This is a genomic window from Flavobacterium sp. UGB4466 (assembly GCF_903469665.1).
Lineage (GTDB): Bacteria > Bacteroidota > Bacteroidia > Flavobacteriales > Flavobacteriaceae > Flavobacterium > Flavobacterium lipolyticum.
The window spans coordinates 1-14,610 of sequence record NZ_CAGKLC010000100.1 but is presented as its reverse complement, the minus strand read 5'-3'; the positions used below and the strand labels follow the sequence as shown (position 1 = coordinate 14,610).

At 37.8% G+C, this 14,610-nt stretch carries 13 protein-coding genes; 4 read left to right on the top strand and 9 right to left on the bottom strand.

Translation table 11 applies throughout. The features are described 5' to 3' along the window. Window positions 1-326: 326 nt before the first annotated feature. The 7 genes from JO950_RS18265 to JO950_RS18235 form a co-directional block, all read right to left on the bottom strand. Window positions 327-1,058, bottom strand: a complete 732-nt coding sequence (locus tag JO950_RS18265) for an MIP/aquaporin family protein (protein ID WP_202703922.1) — start codon at window positions 1,056-1,058, stop codon at window positions 327-329. Window positions 1,059-1,086: 28 nt separating this feature from the next. Continuing rightward, a complete protein-coding gene (glpK, locus tag JO950_RS18260; protein ID WP_202703921.1) occupies window positions 1,087-2,583 on the bottom strand; it encodes a glycerol kinase GlpK in 1,497 nt (498 codons plus the stop codon). 231 nt (window positions 2,584-2,814) lie between these two features. Continuing rightward, a complete protein-coding gene (locus JO950_RS18255) occupies window positions 2,815-4,392 on the bottom strand; it encodes a glycerol-3-phosphate dehydrogenase/oxidase (RefSeq protein WP_202703920.1) in 1,578 nt (525 codons plus the stop codon). A 193-nt stretch (window positions 4,393-4,585) separates the two neighbouring features. Further along, the gene (locus tag JO950_RS18250; protein WP_202703919.1) at window positions 4,586-5,107 is read right to left on the bottom strand and encodes a GNAT family N-acetyltransferase; all 522 of its coding nucleotides are present in this window, start codon (window positions 5,105-5,107) and stop codon (window positions 4,586-4,588) included. 74 nt (window positions 5,108-5,181) lie between these two features. Beyond that, complete coding sequence (locus JO950_RS18245; RefSeq protein WP_202703918.1) at window positions 5,182-5,658, bottom strand: DUF6691 family protein; 477 nt, start codon at window positions 5,656-5,658, stop codon at window positions 5,182-5,184. A gap of 10 nt (window positions 5,659-5,668) precedes the next feature. Next, window positions 5,669-6,232, bottom strand: coding sequence for a YeeE/YedE family protein (locus tag JO950_RS18240; RefSeq protein WP_202703917.1), 564 nt, complete (start codon window positions 6,230-6,232; stop codon window positions 5,669-5,671). 133 nt (window positions 6,233-6,365) lie between these two features. Continuing rightward, on the bottom strand, window positions 6,366-7,781 hold the full coding sequence (locus JO950_RS18235) for a rhodanese-like domain-containing protein (RefSeq protein ID WP_202703916.1): 1,416 nt from the start codon (window positions 7,779-7,781) through the stop codon (window positions 6,366-6,368). A gap of 212 nt (window positions 7,782-7,993) precedes the next feature. Between JO950_RS18235 and JO950_RS18230 the strand changes: the two genes are divergently transcribed. From JO950_RS18230 to JO950_RS18215, 4 genes are all read left to right on the top strand, one after another. After that, window positions 7,994-8,587, top strand: a complete 594-nt coding sequence (locus JO950_RS18230; RefSeq protein ID WP_202703915.1) for an HD family hydrolase — start codon at window positions 7,994-7,996, stop codon at window positions 8,585-8,587. A gap of 270 nt (window positions 8,588-8,857) precedes the next feature. Continuing rightward, the gene (locus JO950_RS18225; protein ID WP_173966394.1) at window positions 8,858-10,201 is read left to right on the top strand and encodes a cytochrome ubiquinol oxidase subunit I; all 1,344 of its coding nucleotides are present in this window, start codon (window positions 8,858-8,860) and stop codon (window positions 10,199-10,201) included. A 2-nt stretch (window positions 10,202-10,203) separates the two neighbouring features. Next, window positions 10,204-11,280, top strand: coding sequence for a cytochrome d ubiquinol oxidase subunit II (gene cydB, locus JO950_RS18220; RefSeq protein WP_202703914.1), 1,077 nt, complete (start codon window positions 10,204-10,206; stop codon window positions 11,278-11,280). A 638-nt stretch (window positions 11,281-11,918) separates the two neighbouring features. After that, a complete protein-coding gene (locus JO950_RS18215) occupies window positions 11,919-12,365 on the top strand; it encodes a GNAT family N-acetyltransferase (protein WP_089076415.1) in 447 nt (148 codons plus the stop codon). Between the two features lie 252 nt (window positions 12,366-12,617). Here JO950_RS18215 and JO950_RS18210 read toward each other — a convergent pair whose 3' ends face one another. Together JO950_RS18210 and JO950_RS18205 are read right to left on the bottom strand one after the other, a co-directional pair. Further along, window positions 12,618-13,403, bottom strand: coding sequence for a sulfite exporter TauE/SafE family protein (locus tag JO950_RS18210; RefSeq protein WP_173966397.1), 786 nt, complete (start codon window positions 13,401-13,403; stop codon window positions 12,618-12,620). Between the two features lie 222 nt (window positions 13,404-13,625). After that, a complete protein-coding gene (locus tag JO950_RS18205) occupies window positions 13,626-14,252 on the bottom strand; it encodes a Crp/Fnr family transcriptional regulator (RefSeq protein WP_202703913.1) in 627 nt (208 codons plus the stop codon). Between the last annotated feature and the right edge of the window lie 358 nt (window positions 14,253-14,610).

Sequence of the window (14,610 nt, the reverse complement as noted above, 5' to 3'; positions counted from 1 at the left end):
ACCCTATAGAACTATGGTAAAAATACTATAAGTTTTTAATTTAATGCAAGATTGGGGAATTATTTAATGATTATTTAAAACGAACTAAGCTTTTTCAAAAATTTAAAACCTTGGCAAAACCTTATATAAAGAAGTAATTTAATGCTGAGCAGGGCGTGCCACCATCCCGGTAAGAGGGCAAAGTTACGTTGTGCTTATACGCCCTCTTATCAGGATGCTGTCGGGCTATCCGCACTGCTTCGGCAGATAGCTTCTATCCCTCACGCGAGCTCATAATAGGAGAAACCCGCGAGCCCTAAATTTCAGAACTCTCCGTTTGTTAGGCATTAATTAATCGTCAAATATAATGCGGCAGCTAATCCCGAACCAATTATGGGTCCTACAATTGGAATCCAGGCATACGTCCAGTTACTGCTTCCTTTTATAGGTAAAATAGCATGCATGATTCTGGGGCCTAAATCTCTTGCAGGATTTATGGCGTAACCTGTAGTTCCTCCTAATGACAGACCAATTGCCCATACGACTATCGCTACCGGAAGCGCTCCAATGGTTCCTAATCCAATTGTTGCATTCGTATCGGTTGCGATTTGCAAACTTGGTCCGGCAATATAAAAGACTGAAAATAGTAAGACAAAAGTCGCAATTACTTCACTTATTAAGTTGGAGAGATTGTTTTTGATTGCCGGTGAGGTAGAGAAACAGGCCAGTTTAGTTCCTTCATCTTCGGTTGCTGCAAAATGATCTTTATGAGACAGCCACACTAAAAAAGCACCTGACATTGCTCCAATCATTTGAGCAAGGATGTATGCAGGAACCAGATTCCAGGTAAATTTTCCAATCAGGGCCAAACCTAACGTAACAATAGGATTTAAATGGGCACCGCTAATTGGTCCTGCGATAGTAACGCCCACAAAAACGGCAAATGCCCAAGCTGATGTGATCACCATCCAACCCGAATTGTTTCCTTTGGTATCTTTAAGTAATACGTTTGCCACAACGCCATTTCCTAATAAAATCATGATCATTGTGCCTAAAATTTCTGCTATAAAAGGAGTCATTTTTTACGGTTTAGTTAGTAGTTAAAAATTATTCTTCAATCCAATGCGATGCGCGGCCAACAGCTCTGTCCCAGTTTTTCACCAGTAGCTTTACTTTAGCCTGATCCATTTTTGGAGAAAATACTTGGTCGATCGACCATTGTTCTTTCAGATCGTCTAAACTCGACCAATATCCCACGGCTAGTCCTGCCAGATACGCGGCTCCCAAAGCGGTAGTTTCTAATGTGGTAGGTCGGGTTACATTAGACCCAAATATGTCTGATTGAAATTGCATTAATAAATTGTTTGCTGCTGCACCACCGTCTACTCGTAATTCTATTCCTTTGTATCCGGAATCTGCTTCCATAGCTTTGAGGAGATCGTTTACCTGATAAGCAATTCCTTCTAAAGTAGCTCTGGCAATATGTGCATTTGTCGTCCCTCTGGTGATTCCAACGATGGCGCCTCTTGCGTATTGATCCCAATGTGGTGCTCCTAAACCGGTCAAAGCAGGAACAAAATAAATACCGCCATTGTCAGGCACGCTTGCTGCGAGAGCTTCGATTTCATCTGATGAATTGATTATTTTTGCGCCGTCTCGCAACCATTGTACGGCTGCACCTCCAACAAAAACGCTGCCTTCTAACGCATATGTAGTTTTTCCGTTGATTTTCCAAGCAATTGTAGTCAATAAGTTGTGTGCTGAAAAAATAGGTTTTTCACCGGTATTCATGAGCATAAAACAACCTGTTCCATAGGTGTTTTTAATCATCCCGGAGTTGGTACACAGCTGACCAAAAAGGGCTGCCTGCTGATCTCCGGCAACCCCGCTAATTGGGATTTTTGTAGAGAATAGGGTAGTGCTTGTTTCTCCATATATCGCGCTGCTTTCTTTTACTTCAGGCAGCATGGCTCTCGGAATATCAAATAATGCCAGCAACTCGTCGTCCCAGTCCAAAGTATTTATATTGAATAATAAAGTTCTGCTGGCATTAGAAACGTCCGTCATAAACAATTTACTTCGGGTTAGTTTCCAGATTAACCAGGTATCTACAGTTCCAAAACAAAGTTTTCCCTGTTCTGCTTTTTCGCGTGCTCCGGGAACATTGTCCAATATCCATTTTACTTTGGTTCCGGAGAAATAAGCATCGAGAATTAATCCGGTTTTTTTCTGGATCATTTCTGTATGTCCTTTTGCTTTTAGTTCGTCGCAGTATTTTGCGGTTCTGCGGTCTTGCCAGACAATAGCCTTGTAGACAGGTTCACTTGTTTCGCGATCCCAGACAATAGTAGTTTCCCGCTGGTTGGTAATTCCTATGGCTGCAATTTCGCGGCCCGTAATTCCAACTTTTGCTATTACTTCGGCAGCGACACTAACTTGTGAAGACCAAATTTCGTTAGGATCATGTTCGACCCATCCCGGTTTTGGAAAAATTTGTTTAAATGGCTTTTGAGAAATACTGACTATTTCTCCTTTATGATTGAATACAATGGCTCTGGAAGAAGTAGTTCCCTGATCCAAAGCCAGAATTAATTTGTCCTGCATGATCGCATATTTTTAAGTTAGCCCGGTGGGTGAAATTGTTTTAACACATAGTAACATAGTCTTTGTAAACTTAAAAAAGGCATTTCACTAGTTAAAAAAGCAGATAATATACTAGGTGAAAGAAAGGTGTTTCTGCTTTGCCTTCCTCTTTTGGATATTAATATCTATGTTTCTATGTGTTAAAATTAAATGTAATTCAATTTCACTCAACAGGTTTAAGTTAATATAAATCTATTGAAATTCTTTTAGAAGAAAGCCTTTTGCAATTCCATGAAAGTTGGTTATTTCTCTAAGGATCCAGGTCTCATCATGTCCGAGTTCCTTTGCCAGTAGGCGCGCTACTTTTTCAGAAGAAGCTATGGCAGCTCTGGCATCTAAGAACAACAAGCGGACACGTCTTGCGAGAATGTCATCTACTGTTCTTGCCATTTCATATCGAATAGCCCAAACCACTTCGGCCATTGTGAATTCGTGATCCGGATGTAATTTTTCTTTTAGTTCAGGTTCTCTTTGCAGCAATTCTACTATTTTAGGAAGGTCTGATCCATAGATATATAAATGATTTGTTCTGTCTGAATTTGTAGTGGCTTTATTTCCATGAATGGGAAGCTGTTCGGTAATACAAGCTTTTTTAGGCAATTTGCCTATTTTGATAGCCTTATCAATAATATCCTCAGAGATTTTTCTGTAAGTAGTCCATTTGCCTCCGGTAATTGTGATTAATCCGGTTTCTGAAACTATGATTTTATGGCTTCGGGAAACTTCTTTGGTGCTTTTGCCTTCTTCTTCCGGTGCAGCTAAAGGTCGTAAACCGGCAAAAACAGATAAAACATCGGCTCTTGTGGGTTTTTTAGCCAGAAAACGTTGAGCAGTTTCCAAAACAAATTCAATTTCACTCTCTAACGCAATGGGTTCGAGACTGTGTTTTCGAATTAAAGTATCAGTAGTTCCTACCACAATTCGATTGTGCCAGGGAACGGCAAACAAAACTCTTCCGTCACTTGTTTTAGGAATCATCAAAGCGTGTTCGCCCGGCAAAAAGGATTGATCAAATACAAGATGAATTCCCTGACTTGGCACAATGTATTTTTTGTATACCGTGTCGTTTAGTTTCATGATGGCATTTGTAAAAACACCCGTTGCATTGATAATAGCCGACCCTTTGATTTCGTACTTTTTGCCTGTTTCGTGATTTATGGCTTCAACACCGATGATTTGGTCTTGATCGTTCTTTAATAAATGAACAACTTTGACATAATTTAAAAGGCAGGCTCCTTTTTCAATTGCCGTTTGGGCAATGTTTATCGCCAGTCGGGAATCGTCAAATTGGCCATCATGATAAATTACGCCATTGGTTAGATTTCTTTCTGCTACAGCAGGAAGCATTTCAATTGTTTTTTTCCTGGAAAGGTATTTTGATCGCCCCAAACTTAAACGCCCTGCCAATAAATCATAAACAGTCAATCCGATGGTGTAGAATAAACCGGCAAAGAAGTTGTAGTTTGGAATTATAAAAGATTGATTTTTTACTAAATGGCCGGCATTTTTAGCCAGTAATCCTCTTTCTTTCAGGGCTTCGATGACCAGATGGATATTTCCCTGCTCTAAATAGCGAACACCACCGTGAACTAATTTGGTACTTCGGCTGGAGGTTCCTTTTGCAAAATCGACTGCTTCAAGCAGAATGGTCTTATAACCCCGGCTTGCGGCATCTAGAGCAGTCCCCAAACCACTTGCTCCCCCGCCAATTATGATTACATCCCATTGTTCCGTATTTTCTAGTTTCGACAATTGTTCTGAGCGTTTCATAGGGCTGTGATTGGTTCGCTTTTTTTGTAAGATTAAATCTGGTATTGTAAACTTAATGAAAGTAAAAGGAAGATAATACTCTTAGTCGAAAAAAATGTCTTAAAAAACTATAGAACTTAATCACAGGCAAAATAAAACCCGACAGGTTTTAAAATCTGTCGGGTCCGTTTGTTTTATTTTGTGATTTTATTTTCTAAATCAATTTTTTTTCAAATGCTTTTCGTGCTCCTCCTCTGAAAAAAACTTCACCACAATAGGTATATTTCAGTCTGTCTAAAATTTTAAGCATTGGGATATTGTCAAAATTCGTGTCTACTTTTATACTGTATATGTTTTGTTTGAGGCATAAACTTTCTATCTTTTCAAACAGTTTGGTTGCAATACCTTTACCTTTTGCGAGTTTCGATACGGCAACACGATGAATAGCTCCATAATCACCGTCAGTGAGCCATTTACCTTGTATGATTTCGTAGGCTGGTTCTTTATCAAAAAGAATCGCCGCATAAGATAATATAGTGTCATTTTCTGTAAGCACATACCCATGATCGTTTTCAATATCGGTACGAATGGTTAGCTCATTAGGATAACCGTCCTGCCATTGTGTACTTCCGTCCAGTCTTCGCTGTTCAATAGCATCTTGCAGAATACTCCATATTTGTGGTATTTCAGAGGTATCCGCTTTTCTTAAAATTAAATTTTCTGTTGTGTGGCTCATCTGTTAGTTATTAGTAAACCTGACAGGTTTTTAAAACCTGTCGGGTTTGATGTGTATGATATTAAATAAGAATATTAATGAGGCAATTTGTCTTTAATAAAACCATAAACCCAGGTTCCTAAGATGGCACTTATCAGCGTTACAACAATAACAGTTGCACCGGTACCAATTTGGGCAAATAAAGGTCCCGGACAAGCGCCTGTAATGGCCCATCCAAAACCAAACAACAATCCGCCATAAATTTGTCCTTTGCTGAACGTTTTGGGCTGAATTTCGATTTTTTCGCCTTGCAGTGTTTTTATGTTGAACTTTTTAATAAGAAATACGGAGATTACTCCAACGGCAACAGCACTTCCAATTACACCGTACATATGAAATGATTCAAGATGAAACATTTCCTGGATACGGAACCAGCTTATGATTTCAGTTTTTACGAATAAGATTCCGAAAAAGATACCAACGATTAAATATTTAAGATTTCCAAAGACTGTTTCTTTTTTCTGGCTGGCATTGATTCCTTCGCCGTCGACTGTTTTGTTTTCTAAACTCATTTTTGAAATTTTAAAGTGAAAGAATATAAGGTAAGATCAAAAGTGTCATTACAAAACCTCCAATCATAAAACAGATTGTCGCTACCAATGATGGCCATTGTAAATTTGAAATTCCCATAATGGCATGTCCGCTGGTACATCCGCCGGCATAACGTGTTCCAAAACCTACCAGAAATCCGCCTACCACAATCATGATAAAACCACGAAGCGTGAATAAACTTTCCCAGGAAAATAATTGTGCAGGAACTAAACCGTTGTAATCGGTAATTCCGTAGGCAGCTAATTTCGTTGATAATTCGGGACTAATTTCTATTGGATTTGGATTCGCCAGAAAATAAGCCGCAATGACTCCGCCCAGAAAAATTCCAAAAACGAAGAATAAATTCCAGCTTTCTTTTTTCCAGTCGTATTTAAAGAAAGAAATATTGGCAGGAATACAAGCCGCGCAAATGTGACGAAGCGAGGAACTGATTCCGAAAGATTTATTTCCAAGAATCAATAAAACAGGAACTGTTAATCCGATTAGCGGCCCGGAAACGTACCAAGGCCAAGGTTCTTTTAAGATTTCAAGCATTTTTTTTGAGGTTCTAAGTTACTAAGATTCTAAGGTTCTGAGTTGTATTTTTAAGTGTTTTAGTAATAAGGTCTCGTCGTTAAATTTCAAAGGTAAAATCTTAGAATCTTAGCGACTTAGAGCCTCAGTGACTTTATTTCAGTACTTTACTTTGACAAACAAAATCTGATTTCGGAATTTCTGTTTTAGAAATGGCTCCAAAACCGCCTTCAATTTCGCTAAAATTTCTGAAACCGCGGGCCTGTAAAATCGAAGCGGCAATCATACTGCGATATCCTCCGGCGCAATGCAGATAAAAATGTTCGTTTGGGTTAATGTCTTTTACCCAATCATTAATGTAAGCCAGTGGTTTGCTGTACGCGTCTTCGATGTGCTCTGCAGCATATTCTGTTTCTTTACGAATGTCGATTATTTTGTCTTCTCCGAATTTGAACTCATTTGAAAATTGTTGCGCAGTGATTCTGTTTACAGTGTCTACTTCGTAACCTGCTTTTTGCCAGGCTTCAAAACCGCCTTCCAGATGACCAATAATCGAATCAAATCCTACACGGCTTAAACGGGTTACAGTTTCTTCTTCAAGACCGGTTTCCGTTACCAATACAATAGGCTGTTTTACATCACCAATTAAAGTTCCAACCCAAGGAGCAAAATCACCATTGATTCCAATATTAATAGATTGTGGAATAAACCCTTTACTAAAATTGGCAGCACTTCTGGTATCCAGAATCAAAGCACCTGTTTCTTCGGCTACGGCTTCAAATTCCTCTGCTTTGATGGTTTTCATTCCATTGTACAAAACTGTTTCAAAACTTTCGTAACCTTGTTTGTTCATCGCCACATTCATACTGAAATAGGCAGGAGGAGGCAATAATCCGTCTGTGACTTCAGTAATAAATTCGGCTTCGGTCATATTGGCGCGCAACGCATAGTTGGTCGCTTTTTGATTTCCTATTGTAGAGACCGTTTCTTTGCTCATGTTTTTACCACAGGCGCTTCCCGCACCATGGGCAGGATAAACGATCACATCATCAGCCAAAGTCATAATTTTATCTCGTAACGAATGATATAAAATCCCGGCTAATTGATCCTGCGTCATCCCGGCTGCTTTCTGAGCCAAATCCGGACGTCCAACATCTCCAATAAATAAAGTATCTCCGGAGAAAATGGCGTGATCTTTTCCGTTTTCATCAATCAGTAAATAAGTGGTGCTTTCCATGGTGTGACCCGGAGTATGCAGCGCTTTGATCGTGATATTTCCAATTTTGAATTCCTGTCCGTCTTTTGCCGAAATACAGTCAAATTCGCAGGCAGCATTTGGGCCATAAACGATTGGCGCTTGAGTTTCTTTGCTTAAATCGACATGTCCGGAAACAAAATCGGCGTGAAAATGCGTTTCAAAAATATATTTCAATTTTACCTCATCGCGCTCTAAACGGTCAAGGTAAGGCTGAATTTCTCTTAACGGATCAATAATTGCGGCTTCGCCATTTGAAGTAATATAATAGGCACCCTGCGCAAGGCATCCGGTGTAAATTTGTTCTATTTTCATGATTTGAAATCTAAAATAATGTGATACAAAGGTAAGTCTGTTTTTCGGGAAATTAAGTGACTATTGTTACAGAAATTTAATTTCGGGGTGAAATAAAAAGCGGATTTTATCATAGAAGTTATATTATTTGATTTAAACCCGTGCAATTAAGCTTTAACTTATAATTTTGCACATGACGAATGTCATTTTAAAACAAATAAACAGTTACAAAAATGAATACAGAAGACTTATTGAATCAGATTGCTTTTATAAAAGAAATTGATAAGGTAAAATACATTCAGCGAAAAACGAAGCTGTTTCATAGTGACCGAAACGAAAATGACGCAGAACACAGCTGGCATTTGGCTTTAATGGCAATCGTTTTGGCCGAACATTCAGATGCCCCGATTGATGTTCTGAAAGTCGTGAAAATGGTTTTGATACACGATATTGTAGAAATTGACGCAGGTGATACCTTTATATATGATTCACAGAAAAATCATTCGAATACCGATGAAGAACGATTGGCGGCGAATCGTATTTTTGGTTTGCTACCGAAAAAACAGACCGAAGAATTAATTGCTATCTGGGAAGAATTTGAAGCAGGTGAGACCAACGAAGCTAAATTTGCCAGATCGATGGATCGTTTAGAGCCTTTATTACAGAATACTTCTAACAATGGCGGAACCTGGAAAGAGTTCGGTGTAAGTTATGATAAAGTGTACGAGAAAAAGAGCGTGATAAAAGAAGGCTCTAAAACATTATGGAATTATGCAGAAGGTTTGATTAATGAAAGTGTGGAGAAGGGGATTTTGAAGAAAGAATAGTATGGATAATCTTGTCATTTCCACCAAAGGGAGAAATCGCGCGCAATGACACAAGAAGCTCGACAAAGATTGGCAATTCTGTTTGTGGGTTTTCTACTGCGATTTCTCCCTTCGGTCAAAATGACAATTCTGGTTTAAAAACATAAGTGCAGTTTGTACAACTAAATTGTTGAAAAGTTTAACAATTATCAGGGGATAAACTTTTTTTAAAGGCAGGAATTTCGGGTTTTAATGGGTAAATTTGTGGGACTTCATAAATAAATTACCACTATGGAAGAAATGCTTTTTTATGACCGAATGCAATTTGCCTTCACAATTACTTTCCACTATCTTTTTCCGCAACTTACAATGGGTCTTTCGCTGATCATTGTGTACTTCAAATGGAAATATCTCAAAACTAAAAACGAACAATACAATCACGCCACCCATTTCTGGATGAGAATCTTCGCCCTGAATTTTGCGATGGGGGTGGTAACCGGAATTCCGATGGAGTTTCAGTTTGGAACCAACTGGGCAAAATTCTCCGAGTTAACCGGAGGGATTATCGGACAGACATTAGCCATGGAAGGCATGTTTTCGTTCTTTTTAGAATCTTCCTTTTTAGGACTGTTTTTGTTTGGAGAAAAATTACTGGGACATAAATGGCATTTTGTCACCGGATTACTAATTTGTATCGGTTCCTGGGCCAGTGGTTACTTAATTATCGCAACACATTCGTGGATGCAGAATCCCGTAGGTTACGAGATTCTGGAGAACGGAAAATTTGTGTTGACCAATTTCAAAGCACTGTTTCTAAATCCTTGGCTGTGGCCATCGTATCTGCACAATCAGGCCGCGTCTTTAGTGACAAGTTCTTTTGTTGTGGCAGGAATTGGTTCTTTCTATATTTTAAGCAAAAAGAATATTGTTTTCGGAAAACTGTTTCTTAAAACGGGAGTGATCTTTGGATTGATTGCCAGTATGATTGTGGCTGTTCCAACGGGAGATTTACTGGCCAAAAATGTGGTGAAATACCAACCTGTAACGTTTGCGGCTATGGAAGGGATTTTTCATACCGAGAAAAAGGGTTCTGAAATTGTTTTAATTGGACAGCCTGATGTTAAAGATAAAAAACTGGACAACAAGATTGCCGTTCCGAATATTCTGAGTTTTCTGACTTATGGAAACTGGGAGCAGGAAATTAAAGGTTTGGATCAGTTTGAAGAAGATCTTCATCCTACTAATATTTCAGGTTTGTATTATGCGTATCATATTATGGTGGGACTTGGAACGCTTTTTATTGGTTTGATGTCCTTGGCTTTGTTTCAATTGATCAGAGGTAAATTGTACGAAACCAAATGGATTCTCTGGTCCTTGCTTTTTATGATGCCATTCCCCTACATTGCCAATACGACTGGCTGGTATACGGCAGAGTTGGGCAGACAGCCCTGGCTTGTTTATAATTTAATGCGAACAGCAGCCGGAGCCTCTCCAACTGTTTCTTCCGGAAATACACTATTTACTTTACTGGGATTTATAGGATTGTATCTTTTACTTGGAATGCTGTTTTTGCTTTTGATTGGAAAAATTATCAATAAAGGACCTCACACTGAAGTCATAACTGAAAATATATAAGTATGGAATTTTTTTGGTACGTAGTTTTAATGGGAATTTTGGCCGTTTATATTGTCTTAGACGGTTATGATTTTGGAGCAGGAATTATTCATTTATTTTTTGCCAAAACAGAAAAAGATAAAAAAGCAATTACAAATGCAATCGGTCCGTTTTGGGATGCCAACGAAGTTTGGATTATCGCCGCTGGTGGTGTTTTGTTTTTTGCTTTCCCTACTTTGTATGCTTCTTCTTTCAGCGGATTTTATCTGCCTTTAATTATGATTTTATGGTTGCTGATCTTTCGTGCCATTGGTTTGGAAATGCGAGGACAGGTGCATCATCCCATGTGGGAAGCAATCTGGGATAAGGCTTTCGGAATGGCGAGTTTACTGTTGGCTCTATTCTTCGGAATTGCCTTGGGTAATATTGTACGCGGTGTCAACCTTGGTATGGTTACCAACGGAGTTTCAACCCAGGAGGCGCATTATTTCTTTTTGCCATTGTGGAATCCAACTTTTAGTCCGCAGGCAAGTGAATTAGGAATTATCGACTGGTTTACACTTTTTCTGGGAATTGTGAGTGTGGTTTCCTTAACCATCCACGGTGCGAACTGGATCATCTTTAAAACCAATTCAGCTTTGAATCCACAGCTTAAAAATGTTGTTTTTAAATTGAATATTGTCTTGCTGGTTTTGGTTTGTATTTCATTGCAAATCTGGCACTTTATTGAGCCAAAGCCTTTCCATAATTTTGTAGAGAATCCAATTCTTTGGTTTTTTCCATTGATGACTTTTGTTGGGATTTTAGGATTATTCAAAGTACGTTCGTGGAAAAAAGACGGTTATGGATTTTTGTTTTCATCTTTGTTTTTGGTAGGTGGATTTGCTTCAACAGCTGTTTCCATTTTTCCGAATGTTTTACCCTCTACAAATAAGGTGAATCCGTCCTTAACCATTTACAACACTGCGGCGCACGAATACGGACTGAGCGCTGGGATGAATTGGTTTTTTATCGCATTGTTTTTGGTGATTGTCTATTTTGTTATTCAATACCGTGTTTTTAGCGGGAAAATGGATGATATCGGGTATGGGGAACATTAGATTTTATAGTCGCGAATTCACAAATTTTCACGAATTAATGATATGCATAGCCGTTGGTTTTAACCAACGGTTTTTTTTGTTTGATTCCGAGATGGCTTAGCAAAAAAAGAGTTGTTAGGTAAAGTTGGAAAAGAATATTTTTATAAATTTTGTGATTTGAGACCTTTAAAAATAGGCTGAAAGCCTTAAAGCATTAGAGTAGTGCATCGCACTACGAATTAAGAAGAAGTAAATATCGCCCTGAAAGGGCAAAAGCAAATGAGTAATAGATTAAAGAAGAATATATGTTTCTCAAAAATGTATAATAAATATTTCTTTGTGATTAGGCTTTCGCCCTTTCAGGGCTTATCATCATAATCTATTTTCATTCATAGTGCTTCGCACCATGTTGTTGCTAAGGCTCTTTCAGAGCACAAGGTTTCGAACGTAGGTAATTTTTAGTTTGTAATTTCTTTTTGTTTTCATCTTGATCAAAATTCAGGGTTTAATAGAAATAGTAAAAGAGATAATTTGTTTTTTTGTTTAAGAATCTCTTGAAAAGAATTAAGTTCTGGATGATCCCGTTTTATGAAATCTGGACTATAAAAGAGTTTAAGTTTTAGAATATTTTCGTTCTTTTAATCTCAAAATTTACAATAATGAATTACCAAATCAAAAAAGCAAGTTTGGAAGATCTTAATGAAACAGCTGAACTTTTTGACCTCTATCGTGTTTTCTATCGTCAGAAATCTGATGTTGAGGCAGGGAAAGCCTTTCTTAAAGAACGATTGTTGCATAATGAGTCGGATATTTTTTTAGCGATTGCAGACGGAAAAGCGGTTGGTTTTGTACAGCTCTATAAAATATTTAGCTCTACTAAAATGCAAAGACTATGGTTACTAAATGATCTTTTTGTACATCCTGATTACAGAGGTAAAGGATTTTCTGTGGCATTAATTGATCGCAGTAAAGAATGGTGTGAGGAAACCAATGCTTGTGGTTTGATGCTGGAAACCGAAAAAACAAATGATATAGGAAACCAATTATATCCGCGCTGTGGTTTTGAATATGACGGTCAACATAACTATTATTATTGGTGGAAGTAAAAAAGACTTAAGTGTAAAGTTAGCCTGTACACTTTTGTCATTTCGAGGAACGAGAAATCTTCGCAAGTAACTCCGCAACGAAAGTCAATCTTTGTTGAGCTTCTCGCGGAGATTTCTCCTTCGTCGAAATGACAATTATTGTGATTATTTGGTTTAAAAATAAAGTTTTTATGTTTTTTTTACATCTTTAGTAAAGATATTCTACACTTAACTAAAATAAAAATCTGCTTTATCTGCGAGAAAAAAATAAATTTAAAACAAAACTTCCTTTGTAATAATATAAAACCCCATCACCAAAACAAACCATCCGAAAATGGGTTTTAGTTTTGCACCGTCGATTTTTTTAGAAAGCTGACTTCCTATAAACATTCCAAAGAGTGCCATTGCAGAAATTCCTAGTAAAAAGGTATAATCTATGGGGGTTCCGATGTATAAATCGCCGCCGAAACCTATCGAAGAGTTAATCGTAATAATCAACAATGAAGTTCCAACGGCTTGTTTCATGGGTAAATTGGCAAAGAAAAGCAGTGCAGGAATAATTAAAAAACCACCTCCGGCGCCCAAAAATCCAGTCACAATTCCAACTAAAAATCCAATTAGACTTAATTGAACATAATTAGTTTCGGTGGCTTTTGTTTCGGGTTTGTTTTTTCGGATCATTGAAATTGCTGCTGTAATCATCAATACAGAGAAGATAATCATAATGAGAAAATCTTTGGAAACCGAGTACGAAGCTATAGAAAACAGGGTAGAAGCAATTTGAGGAAAAATAACTTCCCGAATAATCAAAATCGAAATGACAGAAGGAATCGCAAAATACAAAGCCGACTTAAGTTTAAGATTCCCCATTTTGTAATGACTGTAACTTCCAAACATGGCAGTTAATCCCACAATAAATAAAGAATAAGAAGTAGCCTGCTCCGGATTTACTTTGAACAAATACACCAAAATCGGAATGGTTAATATAGATCCGCCGCCGCCAATAAGGCCCAGTGAAATCCCGATAATGATTGAAGCAAAATATCCCAAATATTCCATTGCAGTTGTTTTAATGCAAAGATGCTTTGTTGGAAAGAAAACTACAGTAACATTTATCACATAAGTTTTTTTTCTGCCACGAATTACACAAATTTATTGGTCAGTTCGAGCGGAGTCGAGAACACGCAGAGCATTTCGATTTCGCTCAATGTGACAATCGTTGTCTTTAACTCTTAATTTTTCTTAATCTCTTAATGGTTAAGAACAAAAAAGTAAATGTTTTTACTTTAAAAGCTCAATCTGATTGCGGTTGAGTTTGACCAGGCCTCTTTGCTCCATTTTTTTAAGGAGTCGGGAAATTACCTCTCTGGAAGTATTCAATTCCGTTGCAATTTCCTGATGCGAAAGATTGACTTCAGAGCAGCCACAAGCATCCGAATGTCGTTTGAGGTAAAATTCCAGACGCTCGTCCATGGAACGGAAAGCGATATTGTCTACTACTTCGAGAACTTCTTCAAAACGGCTGCGGTAGGTATCAATTACAAATTCATACCAGGTTCGGTGTTCCATCATCCATTTGTCCATCATTTGCAAGGGAATCATCATAACCGAAACATCTTCGACAACTTTTGCCATAATCTGGCTTTTTTCGCTTTTAGCGGTGCAGATCATCGAAATAGCGCAGGCTTGCCCGGGTTGTAGGTAGTACATTAAAAACTCGCCGCCATCTTCGCCTTCGCGGTAAATTTTAATTTTCCCTTTGGTAATTAACACGGTGTTTTTAATGTATTGTCCGGTTCGCATTAAGATGGTTCCGGCTTCAAAATCCTGCAGACTTCCGTTTTCTTCAATTGTTGCGATAAGTTCGTCGGAGAAATTGGGAAATATATTTTTTAGTGAGTTTTGCATTGATAATAGGAGGGAATTAATGCCCACGGTTTTTACGATTTGAACAGGTTTACACAGATTTTATTTTTTGAAATCAAGGCTTAAAATATTTTGACGCATAGAAACATAGTTTTTAAAGCTTAAAAAAAGACGTTTCACTTTACATGAACACAGATCGCTATGTGTAAATAATGTATTATTTTATTTTGTTCTAAACTTAGAAATTAAATCTATGATTCTATGTGTTGATTTTTTATTTTTTTGTACAACCCGAGCGATAGCAAACAGGCGGACCAATTTCAAGAATCAATGTGAATTAATTTGTATTAATTCGTGCGATTCGTGGCAAACAATTTTAATCAATCTAATCCTTTTAAGC